We start from the raw sequence: 19453 nt of genomic DNA on the forward strand, positions 1-19453 counted from the left end.
ATCAGAACTACGCTTGCGAGTCGGACGATCCTGATCCGACTCAAGAAATCATTCCTTCATCAGCGTCAGCAGCCGTGCGGCAGCCGCGCCGGGCGTCGTCCGCCCCTCGGCGACATCACTGGAAAGCTCGGGCAGGGCCGCTCGTATGGCCGGATGGGCGCGGAAGTAGCGGCGCAGACCGGAATCTATCAGGCTCCACATCCAGTCCACCGCCTGCCGGCGGCGCTTTTGTTCGAATTCGCCGCTTGCCTTCATGAGCCCCTGGTAGCGCTCGATTTCGGCCCAGAACTCGGCGATGCCGCGCTTGCCAAGCGCGCTGCAGGTGAGCACCGGCGGCCGCCAGTTCGGGCTGGCGCTGCGCAGCATGGTCAGTGCGGTACGCATCTGACTGCGCGCGGCGGCCGCGGCGCGTTCGTCGATATCGGCCTTGTTGAAGATGATCAGGTCGGCAATTTCGACAATTCCCTTCTTGATGGCCTGCAGGTCATCGCCCTGGCTGGGTAACTGCAGCAGGACGAACGCATCGACCATGCCGGCTACCGTCGTTTCGGATTGACCGACGCCGACGGTCTCGACGATGATCACGTCAAAGCCGCCGGCTTCGCAGAGCAGCATCGCCTCGCGTGTCTTGTCGGCGACTCCGCCCAGCGAACCCGAGGACGGGCTGGGACGGATGAAGGCTTCGTCGCGCTGGCAGAGCAGTTCCATGCGCGTCTTGTCACCGAGAATCGAACCGCCGGAGACTGACGACGAGGGGTCGACGGCGAGCACGGCGACGCGTTTGCCTGCGCCGATCAGGAACAGGCCGAGCGATTCGATAAAAGTTGATTTGCCGGCACCGGGTGCGCCAGAGATGCCGACGCGGATGGTTCGTCCGGTGTGCGGGAGCAGCGCCGTGAGCACCTGTCGGGCGCGACGCTGATGATCAGTGCGCGTCGATTCGACGAGGGTGATGGCTTTGGCCAAGGCCCGTCGACGGCAGGCGAGGACGCCGTCGACGAGATGCTGGTCAGCCGTGGCCATGCTGGTGGTTGAAGAGTGGGTCATATCCATGGCTGACAGCAGTGCGTGGCTCAGGCAGAGGCGGCGGCGCGCGCTTTGCGGATCTCGCTGACGATGGTCATCGCCGAATCCTCGATACGCGTTCCCGGTCCGAAAATGGCCTTGGCGCCAGACTTGTACAGGAAGTCATAGTCCTGCGCCGGGATCACCCCGCCTGCAAAAACGATGATGTCGTCGGCTCCCTGATCCTTGAGCGCCTTGACCAGCGCCGGCAACAGCGTCTTGTGTCCGGCCGCGAGGGACGATACACCGATTGCATGCACGTCGTTCTCGATGGCCAGCCGCGCCGCTTCTTCCGGGGTCTGGAAGAGCGGGCCGACGTCGATGTCGAAGCCGAGGTCGGCAAAGGCCGTGGCCACCACCTTGGCACCACGGTCGTGGCCATCCTGGCCGAGTTTGGCGACCATGATCCGCGGCCGCCGGCCTTCGTCTTCGTTGAACTGGGCGATTTCGGCTTTCAGCGCCTCCCAGCTGGCGATCCCTTCGACGACCGCGCCGTAGACACCGGAAACAGTCTGTTGAGTGGCGCGGAAACGCCCGTAAACTGCTTCCAGGGCGTCGGAAACTTCGCCAACCGAGGCGCGCAGGCGCATCGCCTTGATCGCCAGGTCGAGCAGGTTGCCTTCCTTGCTCTCGGCGCAGCGTGTCAGGTCGGCCAGTGCGGCATTGACCTTTTCGTTATCGCGGCCGGCGCGAACGCTCTTCAGGCGGGCGATCTGCGAGTCGCGGACGGCATTGTTGTCGATGTCGCGGATTTCGAGGTCGTCTTGCTTGGCCAGCTTGTACTTGTTCACGCCGACGATGACGTCCTTGGCGGAGTCGATGCGCGCCTGCTTGTCGGCCGCGCAGCCCTCGATCTTCATCTTCGCCCAGCCGGATTCGACGGCGTGCGTCATGCCGCCCATGCTGTCGACTTCCTCGATGATCTTCCACGCCTCGTCGGCGAGATCCTGGGTCAGCCTCTCCATCATGTAGGAACCGGCCCAGGGGTCGATGACGTTGGTGATGTGCGTCTCTTCCTGGATCACCAGCTGCGTGTTGCGGGCAATACGCGAAGAGAACTCGGTTGGCAGGGCGATGGCTTCGTCAAGGGCATTGGTGTGCAGCGACTGCGTCCCGCCAAAAACCGCGGCCATCGCTTCGATGGTCGTACGCACGACGTTGTTGTAGGGATCCTGCTCGGTCAGCGACCAGCCCGAGGTTTGGCAGTGCGTGCGCAGCATGCTCGATTTCGCATTCTTTGGCTCGAACTCCTGCATCGCTTTCCACCACAACAGGCGGGCAGCGCGCAGCTTGGCCACTTCCAGGTAGAAGTTCATGCCGATGGCGAAGAAGAACGAGAGCCGGCCGGCGAAGGCGTCGACGTCCAGGCCGGAAGCAATCGCCGTGCGCACGTAGTCGCGACCGTCGGCAATGGTGAACGCCAGTTCGAGCGCCTGCGTGGCGCCGGCTTCCTGCATGTGGTAACCCGAAATCGAGATCGAGTTGAACTTCGGCATGTGCTGCGCGGTGTAGCCGATGATGTCGGAGATGATCTTCATCGACGGCTGCGGCGGATAGATGTAGGTGTTGCGGACCATGAACTCCTTGAGGATGTCGTTCTGGATGGTCCCCGAGAGCTTGTCCTGCGGCACGCCCTGTTCTTCGGCGGCGACGATGTAGCCGGCAAGAATCGGCAGCACGGCACCGTTCATGGTCATCGACACCGAGATTTTCTCGAGAGGGATGCCGTCGAACAGAATCTTCATGTCTTCGACCGAGTCGATCGCCACGCCTGCCTTGCCGACGTCGCCGGTGACGCGCGCATGGTCGGAGTCGTAGCCGCGGTGGGTGGCCAGGTCGAAGGCTACCGAGACGCCCTGACCGCCGGCCGCCAGCGCCTTGCGATAGAAGGCATTCGACGCTTCAGCGGTGGAGAAGCCGGCGTATTGGCGGATGGTCCATGGCCGGCCGGTGTACATCGTTGCCTGCGGGCCGCGGACGAATGGGGCCAAGCCTGGCAGGGTGTCGGTGTAGGGCAGGCCTTCCAGATCCTTCCTGGTATAGAGGGGCTTGACGACCACGCCTTCGGGCGTTACCCAGTTCAGCGTTTCGAGTTCGGCACCGCGCAGTGCTTTGGCGGCAGCCTTCTTCCAGTCATCGAGGTTGGATGAATCAGCTAATGCAGGATTGTTCGCGTTGGACATTACGGAACCTTTCACGAAATCAGTGGGATGGGGTGGGGTGGGAAATTCGCCCCGACGAGCCAAGGAATTATACCGACCAAGCGAGCCGCTATGGCAGACAAAGATCGCTAGCACTTGACACCCCGCTCGACGAATAATACTGTATCCATAATTATGAAAGCAAGGTCTCGTCTGAGACCCTGAACGAATCAGTAGAAAAAAAAGAGATCGATGGATCCCAGTCAAATCGCCCAGACGGCCCTCTACCAGGAGGTCGCTGAAAGACTACGGCAGAGAATTTTCGCGCATCAGTTAGCCCCGGGAGCCAGAATCGACGAACAGGCTCTGGCAACCGATTACGGGATCAGCCGCACGCCGCTACGCGAAGCGCTGAAGGTCCTTGCCGCCGAAGGCCTGGTGACCTTGCGGCCACGTCGCGGCTGCTTCGTCACCGAAATCTCGGAGCAGGACCTGGATGACATTTTTCCCTTGATGGCCATGCTCGAAGGGCGTTGCGCACTCGAGGCGACGACCCGGGCACAGCCCGACGATCTGGCCAGGCTCGATGCGCTGCACGCGGAACTACAGCGCTTTGCCGAGACTAAGGAGATCGAGCACTTTTTTTGAGGTCAATCAGGCGTTTCACTACCAGATCCAGGAAATGTCGGGAAACCGCAGGTTGCGTCAGGTGATCCAGGACCTGCGCAAGGTGCTCAAACTGACGCGCCGGTTTTCGCTGAGCATCGACGGTCGTGTGCAGCAGTCGCTCGCCGAACACGCGATCATCCTGGCGGCGATCAAGGCCGGCGACGCGGCGGGCGCGCAAGTCGCGATGCACGATCACATTCTTTCCGGACGCCAGGCGCTGGCCAGGAGCAACGCCACTCAAGAACTGCCGACATGAGCGGGCGTATTCTATGCACGCACGCCGAAAGGGTCGCCACAGTGACCCTTTCGAATCCGGGCAAACTCAACGCCATCGACTTTGCCATGTGGCAGAGCCTGGCCGAGATCGTCGCTGAATTGTCGGGCGACGAAGAGATACGCTGCGTAGTGGTCCGTGGCGACGGTGATCAAGCGTTCGCCGCCGGTGGCGACATCGACGAGTTTCTCAGCAGGCGCGACACAGTAGAGCGCGCAATGGCCTACCATGCGCAGGCGGGCGCCGCTCTGCAAGCTCTGGCCGACTGTCGTCAGCCGACGATCGCGTTGCTGCAGGGAGCATGCATCGGTGGTGGGCTGGAGATTGCCGCGCAGTGCGACCTGCGCATCGCCGCGCAGTCGTCGCGTTTCGGTGCGCCCATCAACAAGCTCGGTTTTTCGATGTATCCCGCGGAGATGGCCAGTCTGCTGCGTCTGGCCGGACCAGCATGCCTGCTGGAAATCCTGCTCGAAGGGCGCATTCTCGGTGCGCATGAGGCGCTCGCCAAAGGCCTCCTTACCCGGGTGGTGACGGAGGACGAAGTGGTTAACGAGGCTTACGCCAGTGCTCGCCGCATTTGCGCCGGCGCGCCGCTGGTTGCCCGTTGGCACAAGCAATGGCTGCGTCGACTGCAGCAGGGTGCGCCGCTGAGTGACGAGGAACTGCGTGCTTCGTTCGCCTTTCTCGCGACCGAGGACTATCGCGAAGGCCTGTCGGCATTCATCGAGAAGCGCAAGCCGGAATTCAGAGGCCGCTGATCGCCGCCTTTGCCGTGAAAGGGGCCTGCGACCCGCACATCAAACGGACAGACCCCACATCATCTTGGCTGCCAGGAGAATCAGGATGGCGGCGAAAAGACGCTTCAGGGTGGCCACCGGCAAGCGGTGCGCCAGGCGGGCGCCGAGGGGTGCGATGAGCATGCTCGATGGCACCAGCCACAGCAGCGCCGGCAGGTACACGTAGCCGACGCTCCACGGTGGCAGGCCGGGGTGCTCCCAGCCGTTGAAAATGTAACCCAGCGAACCGCCGATGGCGATCGGGAAGCCGACCGCCGCCGACGTTCCTATTGCATGCTGCACGCGGACGTTGCACCAGGTCAGGAAGGGTACCGTGAGGGACCCCCCGCCGATGGCGACCAGCGCCGACAGCGCGCCGATGCCGGTGCCGACGCCAAAGACGCCGAACGCGCCGGGTAACTCGCGCGAGGCCTTGGGTTTCAGGTCAAGGATCATCTGCACCGCGACCACGCAGACGAAGACCATGAAGAAGAGCGCCAGAGGTCTGGACGGCACGCTGCCGGCGAACAGTGTGCCGATCAGCGTGCCGGCGAGAATCCCGGGGGTGATCTGGCCAACCACCTTCCACAGCACGGCCTGATGCTGGTGGTGGGCGCGCAGGCTGGCAAGCGACGTAAACAGGATCGCGGCCATCGATGTGCCGAGCGCCAGATGCAGGACCTCGGTCGCCGGAAATCCCGCCTGCGCGGCAAACATCATGGTCAAGGTCGGGACCATGAGCAGTCCGCCGCCGATGCCGAGCATGCCGGCGAACAAGCCGGTAAACAGACCCAGCGCGATATATGCCAGCCACCAGAGCAACGCGGACTCCCTTCAGGATCTGTGCAACGAGGGCTCCATCATCCCACGATTCGGTGCCTCACAGCCGTTCGGTGCCAGTAGCGACGTCGCAGGGCTCATTGCCCGAGAACTTCGACGAGCATGCGGTTCACGCCGACCTGCCAGTCGGGCAGGCGCAGATCGAAGGCAGCTTGCAGCTTGCGCGTGTCCAGGCGGGAGTTGTGCGGGCGTGGGGCGGGCAAGGGGTAGGCGCTGCTTGGCACCGCCTCGATGGCTGTCGGCGCGACGCGGATGGCCTCGCCGGCTTGCCGGGCGAAGTCGATGACGTGCCGGGCGTAGCCATGCCAGCTGGTCTCGCCGCCAGCCACCAGATGGTAGAGGCCGGCGAGCGCTGGTTGTTGCCAGGCGCTGCGAATGGCGTGCGCAGTCACGTCGGCCAGCAATTCGGCGCCGGTCGGCGCGCCTATCTGATCGGCGATTACCTTGAGCTGATCGCGTTCGCTCGCCAGGCGCAGCATGGTGCGCGCAAAGTTGTTGCCGCGCGCGGCGTACACCCAACTGGTGCGAAAGATGAGGTGCTTGGTGCAGGCTGCGGCGACCGCCTGTTCGCCGGCGAGCTTGGTTTTACCGTAGACGCTCAGGGGCGCGGTCGCGTCGCATTCCTGCCAGGGCTTTTCGCCGCTGCCTGCGAATACGTAGTCGGTCGAGTAGTGCACCAGCCAGGCGCCGAGGCGGCTGGCTTCCTCGGCGAGCACGCCGGGAGCCAGGGCGTTGAGCGTTCCCGCCAGTTGGGGTTCCGATTCGGCCTTGTCGACCGCCGTGTGGGCGGCGGCATTGACGATCACGTCCGGTGCAACCGCGCGCACGCAGGCTGCCAGGCCGGCGAGGTCAGTGAAGCTGCCGCACAGTGGGCCATCGCCTTCGTGATCCAGGGCGATCACGGTTCCGAGCGGAGCCAGGCTGCGTTGCAATTCCCAGCCGACCTGTCCGCGCTTGCCGAAGAGCAGTATTTTCATCGCTTTATTTTCATGGCTTGCGCCCGCCATAGTTCTTTTCGACCCAATCGCGGTAGGCGCCGGATTGCACGTGCTGTACCCACTGCTGATTCTCCAGGTACCAGAGGACGGTCTTGCGAATGCCGGTGGCGAAAGTCTCTGCCGGTTTCCAGCCCAGCTCGTTTTCGATCTTGCGCGCGTCGATGGCGTAGCGCCGGTCGTGGCCGGGGCGGTCGGCAACCGTGGTGATCTGCTCGCGGTAGGGGCGGCCGTCCGAACGTGGGCGAAGTTCGTCGAGCAGGTCGCAGACGGTGTGCACGATATCGAGGTTGGGCTGCTCGTTCCAGCCGCCGACGTTGTAGGTCTCGCCTGGGCGGCCGGCTTCCAACACGCGCCTGATTGCCGTGCAGTGATCCTTGACGTACAGCCAGTCGCGAATCTGCTGGCCGTCGCCATACACCGGCAGGGCTTTGCCGGCGAGGGCATTGACGATCATCAGCGGGATCAGTTTTTCCGGGAAATGATAGGGACCGTAGTTGTTCGAGCAGTTGGTGGTCAGCACCGGCAGCCCGTAAGTGTGGTGGTAGGCGCGCACCAGATGGTCGCTCGCGGCCTTGCTTGCCGAGTAGGGGCTGTTCGGTTCATAGGCGTGCGTTTCGCTGAAAGCCGGCTCATCGCTGGCCAGGGAACCATAGACCTCGTCCGTCGACACGTGCAGAAAGCGGAAGCGCTCTTTGGCCTCGCCAGCCAGCGTCCCCCAATAGGCGCGCGTCGCTTCAAGGAGATGGAAGCTGCCGACGATGTTGGTCTGGATGAAGTCCTCGGGACCATGGATCGAGCGATCGACATGCGACTCGGCAGCAAAGTTGACGATCGCCCGTGGCTGGTATTGCGCCAGGAGGCTGGTGGCGAGCTGGCTGTCGCCGATGTCGCCGTGCACGAAGATATGCCGCGGGTCGTCGAGCAGCGACGCGAGGTTCTCGCGATTGCCCGCGTAGGTCAGTTTGTCGAGGTTGAGCAGCGCCTCGTCGCATTGTGCCAGCCAGTCGAGCACGAAATTTGCGCCGATGAAGCCGGCGCCGCCGGTGACCAGAATCATGTGCGGACCTTTTCAGAGGGAGGGTGGAGAGGCAAAGAGGGCTCAGCGTAGTCAGCCATCAGGCACCGCCAGCGTGCGGCCGGCGCGACGCTCATCGGGTCAGCGGCCGTAGCTGTCCTGCAGGCGGACGATGTCATCCTCGCCAAGATAGCTGCCGGACTGGACCTCGATCATTTCGAGGTCGATCTTGCCCGGATTTTCCAGACGATGGACGACGCCGAGCGGGATATAGGTCGATTGGTTTTCGGAGAGCAACAGCGTTTCTTCGCCACGGACGATCAGCGCCGTGCCCTTGACGACGACCCAGTGCTCGGCACGGTGATGGTGTTTTTGCAGACTGAGGCTGGCACCGGCTTTTACCAGGATGCGCTTGACCTGATAGCGCGGCGCATGCGCCAGCCCCTCGTAGCTTCCCCAGGGGCGATGGACGATGTGCCTCAGTTCGGTTTCGCTGCGCGCCGAACGCTTCAAGGCCTCGACCAGCGCCTTGACTTCCTGCGCCTTCGCTTTGTCGGCTACCAGGATCGCATCTGGCGTGGCAACGACGATCAGTCCGCTGACGCCGACGGTGGCCAGCAATTGCCCGTCAGCGAGAAGGATCGAATCGTGGGTGTCGATACTCAGTACGTCACCGCGCTGCGTGTTGCCGTTGTCGTCGGCCTGACCAAGCGCAGCCATTGCATCCCAGGCGCCGATGTCGTTCCAGCCCGCATCGAGCGGAATGACGACGCCATGGTCGGTTTTCTCCATGACGGCATAGTCGATCGATTTTGACGGGCTGGCGAGAAAAGCCGCGTGATCGAGGCGCACGAAGTCCAGGTCGCAGCGTTCGCTGGCGACGGCCGCAGTCACGCACTCGCGGATTCCCGGCGCATAGCGGTCGAGGGCTTCGAGGTAGGTGTTGGCGCCGAAGAGGAACATGCCGCTGTTCCAGTAGTAGTCGCCGGAATCAAGGTAGCGTTGCGCAGTTTCCGCGTCGGGCTTCTCGACGAAGCGGTCGAGCGCATAACCACCCTCGACGACCTCACCGCGACGGATGTAACCGTAGCCGGTTTCGGCACGATCGGGGACGACGCCAAAGGTGACCAGGGCGCCGCGCGGGCGTGTGGAATCGCCGCACTGATCGCCTTCTGGAAAGCAGGCACGTTGGCGATGACATGATCCGATGGCAGGACGAGGAGTAGCGGCGGCTCTTGGTGAATGCCGGTGCGGAGGGCGTGCACCGCGGCTGCGGCGACGGCCGGTGCGGTGTTGCGTGCGGCCGGTTCGAGGAGAATGTCGGCCTTCTGGCCGATTTCGTGAAGCTGTTCGGCAACCAGGAAGCGGTGGTTTTCGTTGGCGACGGCAATGGCTTCACCCAGCCCGGAGACCCCGTCGAGGCGGCGCAGCGTGTTCTGCAGCAGCGAAAAGTCGTCGACCAGGCGGAGAAACTGCTTCGGGTAATGCGTCCGCGACAGCGGCCACAGACGGGTGCCCGACCCTCCACAGAGAATTACCGGGCGAATGACAGAGGTGTTCATTTAAACGGTCTCCAGTAGGTGCAGGCTTGCCGCCATGGGGCTTTGAGGGACGGCATTATACCGCCGCCGTGGATTGCCGGTAGGCGCTGATGCCGGCAGTGGGCGGCGGCGAGCGGTCAGCGCTCGCCAAAGGCCTGCCGTTTGCCGAGCCACGCAAGGCGGGTGGCTGTGCGCGCCATCTTCTATAATGCGCTCTTCCTGCTTGCCGCCCATCTTCCCCGGAACTGGCCCACCGATGCGCATCCTATTGGTAAAAACCTCGTCGCTTGGTGACGTAATCCACAATCTGCCGGTGCTCAGTGATTTGCGGCAGTGTTTTCCGGAAGCGGCAATCGACTGGTGTGTCGAGGAAGGCTTTGCCGATATTCCGCGCCTGCACCCGGCTGTCGACCAGGTCATTCCGGTGGCCGTCAGGCGCTGGCGGAAAACGCTTGGCAGTCTGGCCACGTGGCGCGAAGTGCGCAACTTCCGCGCCCGCATCCGTGCCCCGAGCTACGACGCCGTGCTCGACACGCAGGGCTTGCTGAAGAGCGCGCTGATTGCCCGGCAAGCCCAAGGCAGGCGCTACGGCTATGCTGCCGAATCGGCGCGTGAGCCGGTCGCGGCGCGCTTTTATGAGGAGACTTTTGTCATCCCGCGCAATGCGCACGCTGTCGAACGCAACCGCTGGCTGGCCGCCGCAGCCTTCGATTATCCGGTCGACCTGGCCCTTGACTACGGTATTTCGGCGCCGCCAATCGACGACGCTTGCCGGTCGTCAGAGCGGCTGGTCATTCTGCTGACGGCGACCAGTCGCGACGACAAGCTGTGGGATGAGGCGAACTGGCGCGTCCTTGGTCGAGCCCTGCTCGAGCGCGGCCTGACGCCGGTCCTTCCGGCCGGCAATGCGCTCGAGCGGCAGCGTGCCGAGCGTATCGCTGCCGCCTTGCCAGGGGCTATTGTGCCGCCGCCGCTGCCGTTAGCGCAGGTCGCCGCCCTGATCGCACGGGCAGATTTGGCGGTCGGCGTCGATACCGGCCTGGCACACCTCGCGGCTGCCTTACGGGTGCCGGTGATCGCCCTTTACGTAGCGACAGATCCCGCTTTGACCGGCGTCTATGGCCGTGGCTTTGTGCGCAATCTCGGCCGCTGTGGCGCGCCGCCGTCGACCGCCGAGGTGCTGACCGTTGCCGAGCAGGCGCTGCGGTGATGGCGCGTCTGGCACTTCTGGCCTATTCGCTGCTTTTCTACCTGGCAATGCCCCTGGTCTGGTTGCGGCTGCTCTGGCGAGGACGTCGGCAGCCGGCGTATCGACAACATTTTGGCGAGCGCCACGCGCTCTATCGACAAGCGCTGCGCTGTGGGCAGCGGCCGTTGATCTGGTTGCATGCCGTTTCGGTCGGTGAGACACGTGCGGCCGTGCCGCTGATCGATGCGCTGCTGGAGGCCTATCCGGACCATGACCTGTTGCTGACCCATATGACGCCTACCGGCCGCGAAACGGGCGGCGAGCTGCTGGCGGCTCGCCCTGAACGCCTGACGCAGGCTTACCTGCCCTATGACCTGCCCGATGCCTGTGGACGTTTCCTCGATCACTTTCAGCCGCGCATCGGGCTGCTGATGGAAACCGAGCTGTGGCCAAACCTGATCGCCGCGGCGAGAAGGCGGCAGCTGCCGCTTGCGCTGATCAACGGGCGCTTGTCGGCGCGCTCCCTAGGTGGCTATATGCGCCTGCGCACCCTGATCCGACCGGCGCTGGCGTCGCTGAGTGCCGTTGCCGCGCAAACGACCGCCGACGCCGAGCGCCTGCAGCAGCTTGGTGCCCGCCAGCCAACGGTATGCGGGAATCTGAAATTCGACGTCACGCCGGCCGCAGACAAGTTGCAGCTCGGCGCAGACTGGCGGCAAGCCATTGGGCCGCGGCCGGTGTGCTTGTTGGCCAGTAGCCGGGAAGGCGAGGAAGCGCTGCTGCTCGATGCCTTGGCCACGGTGGCTGTTGCCGATCTATTGCTGGTGCTGGTTCCCCGGCACCCACAACGATTTGCCGAGGTCGCCGCCCTGCTTGCCAGTCGCGGCCTGAGCTTCTGCCGGCGCAGCTCAGCCGAACTGCCGGGTAGCGAGACCCAGGTCTGGCTGGGCGACAGCATGGGTGAAATGGCCGCCTACTATGCGCTGGCGGACCTGGTTGTGATGGGCGGGAGCTTGTTGCCGTTTGGCGGCCAGAACCTGATCGAGGCGGCGGCCTGTGGCTGTCCGCTGCTCCTTGGTCCGCACACTTTCAATTTCGCCCAGGCCAGTGCGGATGCGATCGCCTGTGGTGCTGGCCGGCGCGTGCCTGACGCCCGTCAGGCAGCGCTGGCGGCGCACGCGCTCTTCGCGCAGCCGGCGGACCTGCTCGTCATGCGCGCCGCGGCGACTGCGTTCAGCCAGGCGCACCGCGGCGCCACGGCGCGTACCGTGGCGCTGATCGAAGGGCTTAATGTGAAAGTCGCGCAAGCGACTCACGAAACTCCCGTCTCCCCTTGCGGGAGAAGGGTCAGGGGAAGAGGGGAACGGTGATGGCTTTCATGATCTGGGTTGTCTCGACGGTCATCACCTTCATGGCGCCTCGAAAAGGCTGTTGATCTGCTCCAGGTCGGTTTCAGCGAGCGCGCCGACTGCGGCTTTCAGTTTGAGTTGGGAAAGCAGGGTGTCGAAACGCGCTTTGGCCAGATCGCGGCGGGTGACGAAGACCTGATTCTCGGCGTTGAGCACGTCGATGTTGATGCGTACGCCAACCTCGTAACCGAGCCGGTTCGATTCCAGCGAACTGCGGCCGGAAACCAGTGCCGCTTCCAGGGCTCGTACGCCGGAGAGGCCATTGACGACCCCCAGATAGGACTGACGTGCGTTGAGCGTCGACGTGCGCCGGGCATTGTCAAGCGCAGCCTTTTCGGCGTCAAGCCTGGCGATCGCTTCGCGAGTCTTCGAGTTCACCGAACCGCCCTGAAAAATCGGGATATTGAGCTGCAGACCAATCTGATTGGTGCGGTTATCGATCGAGCCGACACCAAACTGGCCCGGGCCGTTGTTCTGGTTGACGTTGGCGACCATGTCCAGAGTCGGATAGTGCCCCGCCCTGCTCACCTCTACCGCCTTGGCGGCCGCTTCGGCAGCTGCCTTTTGCGCCTGGACGACAAAGCTGTCCTCTTCGGCAGCCGTCACCCATTGCTCCATGTTTGCCGGCTGCGGCGGTTGCATTACCGCCTGCGGCTTGAGCCGGTTCAACTCGCCGGTTTCCTTGCCGACGACCACGCTCAGCGCATAACGCTTGACGGCAAGCTCGCTTTCGGCGGCAACCTCCTGCGCGGTTGCCAGGTCGAAGCGCGACTGCGACTCGTAGGTATCGGTGACCGTGGCGATGCCGACCTCGAAGTTCTTCTTGGCCTGTGCCAGTTGTTGTGCAATCGCTGTCTTGTTGGCCTGCACCGCGCGCAGGTTCTCGATGGCGAAGAGGACATCGAAGTAGGCTTGCGCGACGCGCAGGATCAGATCCTGGCCGGCCTGAGCGAAATTGGCCTCGCTCTGCATGACCAGCAGCTTCGACTGGTCGTACTGAACGAAATTCTGCCAGCGGAACAGCGGCTGCGTCAGGTTCACCCCATAGGTGTTGCTATTGTACTTGTTGCTATACGATTCCCTGCTTGAGTCGATCCTGACCCTGTAGTCGGTGTCGTTCCAGAAGGTGTTGCCCGTCGCCGCAATGGTTGGCAGCAAACCGGCCAGTGCTTGCGGCTCTTTCTCGCGTCCGGCAGCCGCGGTGGCGCGTGCAGCCGCGTACTGCGCGTCGTAGCTCAGGGCATCGTGATACAGCTGCAGCAGGTCGGTGGCGTATCCGGGAGCTGCAGAAAGGAGAGCCGCCAGCAGGAGGCCGAGCTTGAGGGGGCGGGGTTTTACAGGCATCTTTTCTGAACTCGCTTTCAATATTTGTGCATTGCCGGATCGACGTCATTCGCCCAGGCGTCGACGCCGCCGCTGAGGTTGTAGATTGAACTGAAGCCCTGTCGCTCCAGAAAGCCGCCGACCTGTCGACTACGCACGCCGTGATGGCAGATGACGACGATATCGGCATCTATCGGGAGTTCATCGATGCGCGCGGCCAGGCTCTGCATTGGCAGCAGGCGAGAGCCGTCAAGGTGGCACAGCTCGAACTCCCAGGGTTCCCGGACATCGAGCAGCAGCGGTCGTTGTCGCCAGCCGCCAGCACCACTTTCGGGGGCCGCACTGCTGGCTGCCAACCATTCTGCCAACTGAGTCGCCGAGAGCTGCTGCATCGCGTCGTCGCCCGGGTGTCAGAAAACGAAGCGCTGGCGCGGCTTTGCCGTTCGTAGTGGTGCGACGACGGTCTCGAAAAGATTGATGGTGTTGAAGGCATTCTCGTCGCTGTGCGTCGTCAAGCGGGCCTGCATCGCCGGTGCTTCACCGATGAACGCCGTTAGACGGCCACCGATCTTCAATTGCTGCAGGAAAGCTTCGGGTAGCTCGGAGAGGGAACCGGAGATGACAATCACGTCATAGGGGCCGTGCGCAGGCCAGCCCTCGGAGGCGTCGCCAGTTTCGACGCTGACGTTGGCGACGCCCGCCTGTTGCAGATTGCGCTTGGCGGTTTCGGCCAGGAGCGGATCGATCTCGACGCTATAAACGTACTCCGCCTTGGTCGCCAGAAGGGCGGCCATGTGGCCGCTACCGGTACCGACCTCAAGCACGATATCGGTGTTCTTGACGCCCAGCTCCTGGAGAATGCGTGCCTCGATCTTCGGTTGCAGCATGGTCTGGCCATTGCCGATGGGCATTTCGATGTCGGCAAACGCCAGCATCTGGTGGGCCGCTGGCACGAAGTGTTCACGCTTGACCGCATCAAGAACTGCCAGTACTTCCGGATCCAGCACCTCCCAGGGGCGGATCTGCTGCTCTATCATGTTGAAGCGAGCCTGTTCCATATCCATCGTCACCGCTGTCATAGCATTCCCCATCACAATTGCAATATTAGTGCGATCTAATATTCGATCTGCAGCGAGATTATACCCCGGTATCTGCCGACGGTCGCGGCGAAGCCTTTGTCGCGCACGGCTGGGCGCCAGTGTCGTGTTGCACGCCGTATGGAAGCTATAGATTCCGCCTGCCGCGTGGTTTCGCGCGACGTTCTGGGTCGCCGAAAGTCGCATCAAGATGGCAGCAGCAGCGGACTCGCAGGCAAAAAAAAAACGGCACCCTGAGGTGCCGCTTCCGCTATTTCTGCTGCCCTGCCGCTGGACTAAGCGGCCAGGCCCTTGATCTGAGCCGAGAGCCGGCTCTTCTGCCGAGCGGCCTTGTTCTTGTGAATGATATTCTTGTCAGCGATGCGGTCAATCACCGCGACTGATTCCTGGAAAATACTCTGAGCCGCCGTTTTGTCGCCAGCGATGATCGCTTTCTGAACGCGCTTCACGGCGGTCCGCAGCGTCGAGCGCAGGCCGGCGTTGTGGATGCGTTGTTTGACGCCTTGGCGGGCTCGCTTGCGAGCTTGTGCGCTATTGGCCATGAATGTTTGTCCCTATGAAAAAGCTGATGAAGAACTTGAAAGGCGAGGATTGTACAGAGTCAGGCACGGCGACGCAAGGGGCCGAGCCCTGGATGTCAGGATCCTGATAAGGAGGCGTAGCCGGGAAGCAAAAAAAACGGGCGCCAGGCGCCCGTTCCTTCTGCGACCCAAAGAACCTAGAAGCTGTGCGTCATGCCCGCACCGATGGCATAGTTGCTCTCGCCGACCGCGCCGATGCCGATCTGGCCACCGCCGGTGATTGGCGCCAATTGCGTCTGCATGGGCAGCGAGTACTTGTCGTTGCTGAAGTAGCTGTATGCGGCATATACAGAGGTCCGCTTCGACAGCGGGTAGCTGTACATGGTGCCCGCTCCCCAGCTGCTGCCGTCCTTCATCTTCGTGTTATCCAATGACAGTTCGCCGTAGCTCAGGGAGGCCGTGCCGGCACCGATCGGTGCATTGATGCCTACCGTCCAGAGATCGCTCCCTTTAAAAGTGGGCGTCGCCTGGGTGGTCTAGCTATACAGCTCCTGATAGCTGGCGAACAGCTTGACGACTTTGAAATCGTAGCTACCGCCGAGATACCACTCGTTGATGTCCTTGCCCGTAGGGTTCTTGGGTGTGGTGTCGGTCGCGGGAATCACGACGTCCTGGCGGCCCTGGTATACCAGGTCGACGTTGATCGGACCATTGGCGTAGTTGGCGCCAACACCATACTTGCCCCCGTCGCTCGTGCTGTTCTCGACACCTTCTTCACCGAATCCGTAGATCGCGCTGAAGCTAAGGCCGGAGTAGTTGTTGCTGGTATAGGTGATGGCATTGTTGAAGCGCGCGGGGCTGTTCGGAGTGATCGACATGCCGGACAGAACGCTAAGGTTCGACTGGATGGCCAGGTTGGTTGCGTCGAGGGCCGAGTTGCGTGCCGAGGCGTTGAAGCCCGGGGCATATTGACGACCGAGAGCGACGGTGCCGAGCTTGTCGCTGGCGAGGCCGACGAATTGCTGGCGGGCGTTGAGGCCGCCGGTACCGATGCCTTGGTTGCTATCGATGTCCAGGCCGTACTCAAGCGTGAACACAGCGCTCAGGCCATTGCCCAGCGCTTCCGAGCCCTTGAAGCCGATACGGTTGCCAGCACTGATGCCGGAAGAAAGGCCGCTGAAGGTGTTGGAACCCCCACCCGGCTGGTTGCCCGATGAGTAAAGGTAGCCGGCATCCACGACGCCGTACACGGTGACGTTGGTCTGCGCGAGGGCGGCGCCCGAAGCCAGGCTGGCAACAGCCAGTGCGATAATTTTCCTTTGCATGATGAATCTCCTTATTTTCCAGAAACGCCAAGATTAAATCTGCTCCGCCAGATTGATTCATTGGCAAGAGAATTTTGCGATGTGCTGGCAACGATCATCGCAGACGGCCAGACTACGAGCAAGCGTGCTGGCCACCATTTCGGCGCCCTGACGGCGGTTGTTGCATTTTTGTCACAGGTGGGTCGCCGAAATACGCTTTGCTGCCGGCCATGGGAGCTTGGCGCAAGGCGCTCCCCGTCCGTCGTTCAGCATTTGTCCGCGGAACTGCTCCGCGACAGGCGTTGTAAGGATCGACGAGCGGCTGTACCCGAACGCGGGCGAAAAAAAACGGGCGCCGAAGCGCCCGTTTCTCAAACTAACTGACCGAAGTCGAATTAGAACGTGTGGTTAACACCAGCGGCGAAGGTGTTGTTGGTCTCGTTGACCTGGCCAACACCGGCAGGAACGCCAGAGAAGCGGATCGGCAGGCTCATCTTGTCGTTGTCGACCCAGACATAGCCGGCGTACAGGGTGGTGCGCTTGGACATGGCGGTCGTCCAGGCGAGAGTTGCGGTGTTGCTCTTGCCGTCAACTCTGGAACCACGTGGGCCTGCATCCATCTCGAGCTGACCATAGGTCAGGAGTACATTGCTGGCAGCCATCACCGGGACCTTTACGCCAAGGGACCAGACGGTGTTGTCGTTGTTGGCGACGTTCTTGTCGTTCTGCTGCTGATAGCTGGCCGAGACCTTGGCGGCCTTGAAGTCATAGGAGGCGCCGATGTAGCCTTCGTTGATGTCGTTGCCCCAGAGGTTCGGGACGGCCATGGCCGAGTCCGCGGTCGGAACGACGCTGTAACGCTGCTGGTAGACCAGGTCAATGTTCAACGCTCCGTTGGAGTAGTTGCCGCCAAGACCGAATCTGCCGTTGTCAGTGCTGGAAAGATTGCTATCGTAGACGCGCAGGTTGGCGTTCGAGTCCTTACCGTCCTTGGCGAGGGTCTCGCTCTCGCCGAAAGCGTAGATCGCTTTGGCGGTGAAGCCGCTCCAGTTGGGCGAGGTGTAGGTGGCGGCGTTGTCCCAGCGCGCTGCCGAGTTCGGGGTGATGGTGTTGCCGGCCTGCGAGCTCAGGATGGACTGCGAACCGAGGATCGAACCGGCGAGCACATCGTTATTGACCGTTGCCACATAGCCAGGGGCATACTGACGGCCGAGGGCGACGGTACCGAGCTTGTCGCTTTGCAGGCCAACGAACTGTTGACGAGCGTTGAGGCCGCCGTTGCCGTTGCTGGTGCCGACGCCGGTGTTGTCGTCGATGGTCAGCGAGTACTCGAGAGTGAAGATGGCGCTCAGACCGTTGCCGAGGGCCTCCGTGCCGCGGAAGCCGATCCGCGAACCGCCCAGGATGCCGGACTGGACGCCGCTGAAGGTCTTGTTGCCATTGTTGGTGTTGAGGATGTTATTCGAGCCGCCGCTGGAGTAGACATAGCCGGCGTCAGCAATACCGTAAATGGTGACGTTGGTCTGGGCAAGAGCGGCGCCCGAGGCCAGGCTGGCAACGGCCAGCGCGATGATTTTCTTTTGCATGGTGAATCTCCTCTAAGTTTGCGATCAATGAATCCAACTGGTGCTTCATCAAACTGGACCTCTCGGTAAAGACGAGAAGTTGGAGTGATTGTGGCAAACGCCGATAAGCGCGGCAAGTTCCCCGAGTGCTTTAGTGGCTTGTTGGGAAAAGAGTGTTGGGTTTTTGCAACAAGCCTGGCGATTCCTTGGGTGCAGCTCTTCGGAGCGAGCTCTTTCGCACGTTTCGGTTTCGCTGGCGCGCTGCGAATTCTGATGGCCAGCGCCCTGCTCGGGAAGCCTCCGGGGATTCCTGAATGGATCAGGAAAACAGTGCAGCGAGGGCTTCTCCGGGTTCGCTGGCGCGCATGAAGCTTCGCCGACGAGGAAGGCGTGGACCCCGTGGTCGCGCATCAAGGCGACGTCGCGATTGGCAAGAATGCCGCTTTCGGTGACCACCAGGCGATCTTCCGGGATCGCTGGCAACAAATCGAGAGTCGTCTGCAGATTGACTTCGAAGCTGCGCAGGTTGCGATTGTTGATGCCGATCAAGGGCGTGGCGAGTTGCAGGGCGACTTCCAGTTCCTGGCTATTGTGTACTTCGACGAGCACGGCCATCCCCAGGCTGTCGGCGATGGCCTCGAAGTCGAGCATGGTGGGCAGGTCCAGCGCCGCAGCGATCAGCAGGATCGCGTCGGCGCCCATCGCGCGCGCTGCGAAGAGCTGATACGCATCGACCAGAAAGTCCTTGCGCAATACCGGCAGCGCGCAGGCTGAACGCGCCGCTTGCAGATAGGCGGGCGAGCCCTGGAAAAACTGGCTGTCAGTGAGCACCGATAGACAGGCTGCGCCGTGGCGTTGATAACTGGCGGCGATCTCGGCGGGGTGGAAATCGGCACGCAGGACGCCGCGGGAGGGGCTGGCTTTCTTTATTTCGGCGATCACCGCCGGCTGCGCGGCGGCAATTCTGCTGCGCAGGCTGGCGACGAAGTCGCGTGTTGGGGGCTGTTTCTCGGCGGCGGCACGCAGCTCAGCCAGAGGGGTGGCGGCCTGCGCCGTCGCGACCTCGTCATGTTTGACGGCAAGAATTCGCTTCAGGATGTCGCTCATCGCGGTGCGCTCTCCGTGCTCTGTGTGGCGCCTTCTTCGGCGGTGTCTTCGAGGATCTGGTCAAGCGGCAACTGCAGCGCCAGGGAAGCCAGTTCGACCGTTTCGCCAGGGCCATAGTCATGCAGCACCCAGTGATTCTCCGCGTCGCGACGGAAGACTTCGACGTGTTGCACCGCCAGGTCGATCAGTACGTAGTCCTGCAGGCTGTCGAGTTTGCGATAGGCGGCGAACTTGCCGCCGCGGTCGAAGGCCGCGGTCGACTCGGAAAGGATTTCGGCGACCAGCAGGGGATGGCTGACATAGTCAGGCGTCAAGCGGTCGCGCGGGTCGCAGGTGACCAGTACGTCTGGATAGAAAAAGCAATCGGCGGCTTCGACGCGGGCCTTGACCGCTTCGACGAAAACTCGACACGGAGTGGCTTTGAGTGCCTGGCGCAGAGCGCTGGCCAGGTTCAGCGTGGCCACATTGTGCGACTGGCGCACGCCGACCATGGCGAAGACCTCGCCGGCGACGTATTCGTGACGCTCGATCTGTGCGTCTTCCCAGGCCAGGTAAGCGGCCGCATCGAAGTGCTTTTCAGTTTGCGGGATGGCCATGCCGGTCTCCTTTGCCAGGTCGC

At 62.6% G+C, this 19453-nt stretch carries 14 protein-coding genes and 4 pseudogenes; 4 read left to right on the forward strand and 14 right to left on the reverse strand.

Annotated elements, in window-relative coordinates; genetic code table 11:
- Positions 1 to 48 precede the first annotated feature (48 nt).
- On the reverse strand, positions 49 to 1047 hold the full coding sequence (gene meaB, locus E4Q23_RS03585) for a methylmalonyl Co-A mutase-associated GTPase MeaB (protein ID WP_169065359.1): 999 nt from the start codon (positions 1045 to 1047) through the stop codon (positions 49 to 51).
- Between the two features lie 26 nt (positions 1048 to 1073).
- On the reverse strand, positions 1074 to 3248 hold the full coding sequence (scpA, locus tag E4Q23_RS03590) for a methylmalonyl-CoA mutase (protein ID WP_169065360.1): 2175 nt from the start codon (positions 3246 to 3248) through the stop codon (positions 1074 to 1076).
- A 210-nt stretch (positions 3249 to 3458) separates the two neighbouring features.
- Here scpA and E4Q23_RS03595 point away from each other — a divergent pair.
- Positions 3459 to 4131, forward strand: a pseudogene (locus tag E4Q23_RS03595) (GntR family transcriptional regulator).
- The gene (locus E4Q23_RS03600) at positions 4128 to 4907 is read left to right on the forward strand and encodes an enoyl-CoA hydratase/isomerase family protein (RefSeq protein ID WP_169065361.1); all 780 of its coding nucleotides are present in this window, start codon (positions 4128 to 4130) and stop codon (positions 4905 to 4907) included. The pseudogene E4Q23_RS03595 and the gene E4Q23_RS03600 overlap by 4 nt, the downstream one beginning before the upstream one ends.
- A gap of 39 nt (positions 4908 to 4946) precedes the next feature.
- On the opposite strand, the gene E4Q23_RS03605 is transcribed toward E4Q23_RS03600, so the two are convergent.
- The 4 genes and pseudogenes from E4Q23_RS03605 to E4Q23_RS03620 form a co-directional block, all read right to left on the reverse strand.
- Positions 4947 to 5747, reverse strand: coding sequence for a sulfite exporter TauE/SafE family protein (locus E4Q23_RS03605; protein ID WP_169065362.1), 801 nt, complete (start codon positions 5745 to 5747; stop codon positions 4947 to 4949).
- A gap of 95 nt (positions 5748 to 5842) precedes the next feature.
- Positions 5843 to 6742, reverse strand: a complete 900-nt coding sequence (gene rfbD, locus E4Q23_RS03610; RefSeq protein ID WP_169065363.1) for a dTDP-4-dehydrorhamnose reductase — start codon at positions 6740 to 6742, stop codon at positions 5843 to 5845.
- Between the two features lie 10 nt (positions 6743 to 6752).
- On the reverse strand, positions 6753 to 7820 hold the full coding sequence (gene rfbB, locus E4Q23_RS03615; protein WP_169065364.1) for a dTDP-glucose 4,6-dehydratase: 1068 nt from the start codon (positions 7818 to 7820) through the stop codon (positions 6753 to 6755).
- Between the two features lie 99 nt (positions 7821 to 7919).
- Positions 7920 to 9340: pseudogene (locus tag E4Q23_RS03620) on the reverse strand (mannose-1-phosphate guanylyltransferase/mannose-6-phosphate isomerase).
- Positions 9341 to 9575: 235 nt separating this feature from the next.
- Here E4Q23_RS03620 and waaC point away from each other — a divergent pair.
- Complete coding sequence (gene waaC, locus E4Q23_RS03625) at positions 9576 to 10529, forward strand: lipopolysaccharide heptosyltransferase I (protein ID WP_169065365.1); 954 nt, start codon at positions 9576 to 9578, stop codon at positions 10527 to 10529.
- Positions 10529 to 11878 carry a lipid IV(A) 3-deoxy-D-manno-octulosonic acid transferase gene (waaA, locus tag E4Q23_RS03630; RefSeq protein ID WP_169065366.1) on the forward strand — a complete coding sequence of 450 codons (1350 nt, stop codon included), beginning with the start codon at positions 10529 to 10531 and terminating at the stop codon, positions 11876 to 11878. Before waaC ends, waaA begins: the two co-directional genes overlap by 1 nt.
- A 39-nt stretch (positions 11879 to 11917) precedes the next feature.
- On the opposite strand, the gene E4Q23_RS03635 is transcribed toward waaA, so the two are convergent.
- From E4Q23_RS03635 to E4Q23_RS03675, 8 genes and pseudogenes are all read right to left on the reverse strand, one after another.
- Positions 11918 to 13261, reverse strand: coding sequence for a TolC family outer membrane protein (locus E4Q23_RS03635; protein ID WP_169065367.1), 1344 nt, complete (start codon positions 13259 to 13261; stop codon positions 11918 to 11920).
- A gap of 17 nt (positions 13262 to 13278) precedes the next feature.
- Positions 13279 to 13632, reverse strand: coding sequence for a rhodanese-like domain-containing protein (locus tag E4Q23_RS03640; protein WP_169065368.1), 354 nt, complete (start codon positions 13630 to 13632; stop codon positions 13279 to 13281).
- 18 nt (positions 13633 to 13650) lie between these two features.
- Positions 13651 to 14304 (reverse strand): protein-L-isoaspartate O-methyltransferase family protein, encoded by a 654-nt coding sequence (locus tag E4Q23_RS03645; protein WP_169065413.1) that lies wholly within the window; start codon positions 14302 to 14304, stop codon positions 13651 to 13653.
- A gap of 308 nt (positions 14305 to 14612) precedes the next feature.
- Positions 14613 to 14879: a 30S ribosomal protein S20 gene (gene rpsT, locus E4Q23_RS03650; protein ID WP_169065369.1), complete on the reverse strand. Its 267-nt coding sequence runs from the start codon at positions 14877 to 14879 to the stop codon at positions 14613 to 14615.
- A gap of 176 nt (positions 14880 to 15055) precedes the next feature.
- A pseudogene (locus E4Q23_RS03660) lies at positions 15056 to 16183 on the reverse strand (porin).
- A 374-nt stretch (positions 16184 to 16557) separates the two neighbouring features.
- The gene (locus tag E4Q23_RS03665; protein ID WP_169065371.1) at positions 16558 to 17748 is read right to left on the reverse strand and encodes a porin; all 1191 of its coding nucleotides are present in this window, start codon (positions 17746 to 17748) and stop codon (positions 16558 to 16560) included.
- A 298-nt stretch (positions 17749 to 18046) separates the two neighbouring features.
- Positions 18047 to 18834: pseudogene (gene trpC / locus E4Q23_RS03670) on the reverse strand (indole-3-glycerol phosphate synthase TrpC).
- A complete protein-coding gene (locus E4Q23_RS03675; RefSeq protein WP_169065372.1) occupies positions 18831 to 19430 on the reverse strand; it encodes a Uma2 family endonuclease in 600 nt (199 codons plus the stop codon). Before E4Q23_RS03675 ends, trpC begins: the two are co-directional and overlap by 4 nt.
- Positions 19431 to 19453: the final 23 nt, after the last annotated feature.

Origin of the sequence: Candidatus Accumulibacter phosphatis (genome assembly GCF_012939955.1) — a bacterium.
In the GTDB taxonomy this organism is placed as follows: domain Bacteria; phylum Pseudomonadota; class Gammaproteobacteria; order Burkholderiales; family Rhodocyclaceae; genus Accumulibacter; species Accumulibacter delftensis.

What these genes read in the sequence shown, in the direction of transcription:
- meaB (WP_169065359.1), bottom strand. Translation starts at nt 1,047, where the DNA reads ATGACCCACTCTTCAACCACCAGCATGGCCACGGCTGACCAGCATCTC.
- scpA (WP_169065360.1), bottom strand. Translation starts at nt 3,248, where the DNA reads ATGTCCAACGCGAACAATCCTGCATTAGCTGATTCATCCAACCTCGAT.
- E4Q23_RS03600 (WP_169065361.1), top strand. Translation starts at nt 4,128, where the DNA reads ATGAGCGGGCGTATTCTATGCACGCACGCCGAAAGGGTCGCCACAGTG.
- rfbD (WP_169065363.1), bottom strand. Translation starts at nt 6,742, where the DNA reads ATGAAAATACTGCTCTTCGGCAAGCGCGGACAGGTCGGCTGGGAATTG.
- rfbB (WP_169065364.1), bottom strand. Translation starts at nt 7,820, where the DNA reads ATGATTCTGGTCACCGGCGGCGCCGGCTTCATCGGCGCAAATTTCGTG.
- waaC (WP_169065365.1), top strand. Translation starts at nt 9,576, where the DNA reads ATGCGCATCCTATTGGTAAAAACCTCGTCGCTTGGTGACGTAATCCAC.
- waaA (WP_169065366.1), top strand. Translation starts at nt 10,529, where the DNA reads ATGGCGCGTCTGGCACTTCTGGCCTATTCGCTGCTTTTCTACCTGGCA.
- E4Q23_RS03635 (WP_169065367.1), bottom strand. Translation starts at nt 13,261, where the DNA reads ATGCCTGTAAAACCCCGCCCCCTCAAGCTCGGCCTCCTGCTGGCGGCT.
- E4Q23_RS03640 (WP_169065368.1), bottom strand. Translation starts at nt 13,632, where the DNA reads ATGCAGCAGCTCTCGGCGACTCAGTTGGCAGAATGGTTGGCAGCCAGC.
- E4Q23_RS03645 (WP_169065413.1), bottom strand. Translation starts at nt 14,304, where the DNA reads ATGGATATGGAACAGGCTCGCTTCAACATGATAGAGCAGCAGATCCGC.
- rpsT (WP_169065369.1), bottom strand. Translation starts at nt 14,879, where the DNA reads ATGGCCAATAGCGCACAAGCTCGCAAGCGAGCCCGCCAAGGCGTCAAA.
- E4Q23_RS03665 (WP_169065371.1), bottom strand. Translation starts at nt 17,748, where the DNA reads ATGCAAAAGAAAATCATCGCGCTGGCCGTTGCCAGCCTGGCCTCGGGC.
- E4Q23_RS03675 (WP_169065372.1), bottom strand. Translation starts at nt 19,430, where the DNA reads ATGGCCATCCCGCAAACTGAAAAGCACTTCGATGCGGCCGCTTACCTG.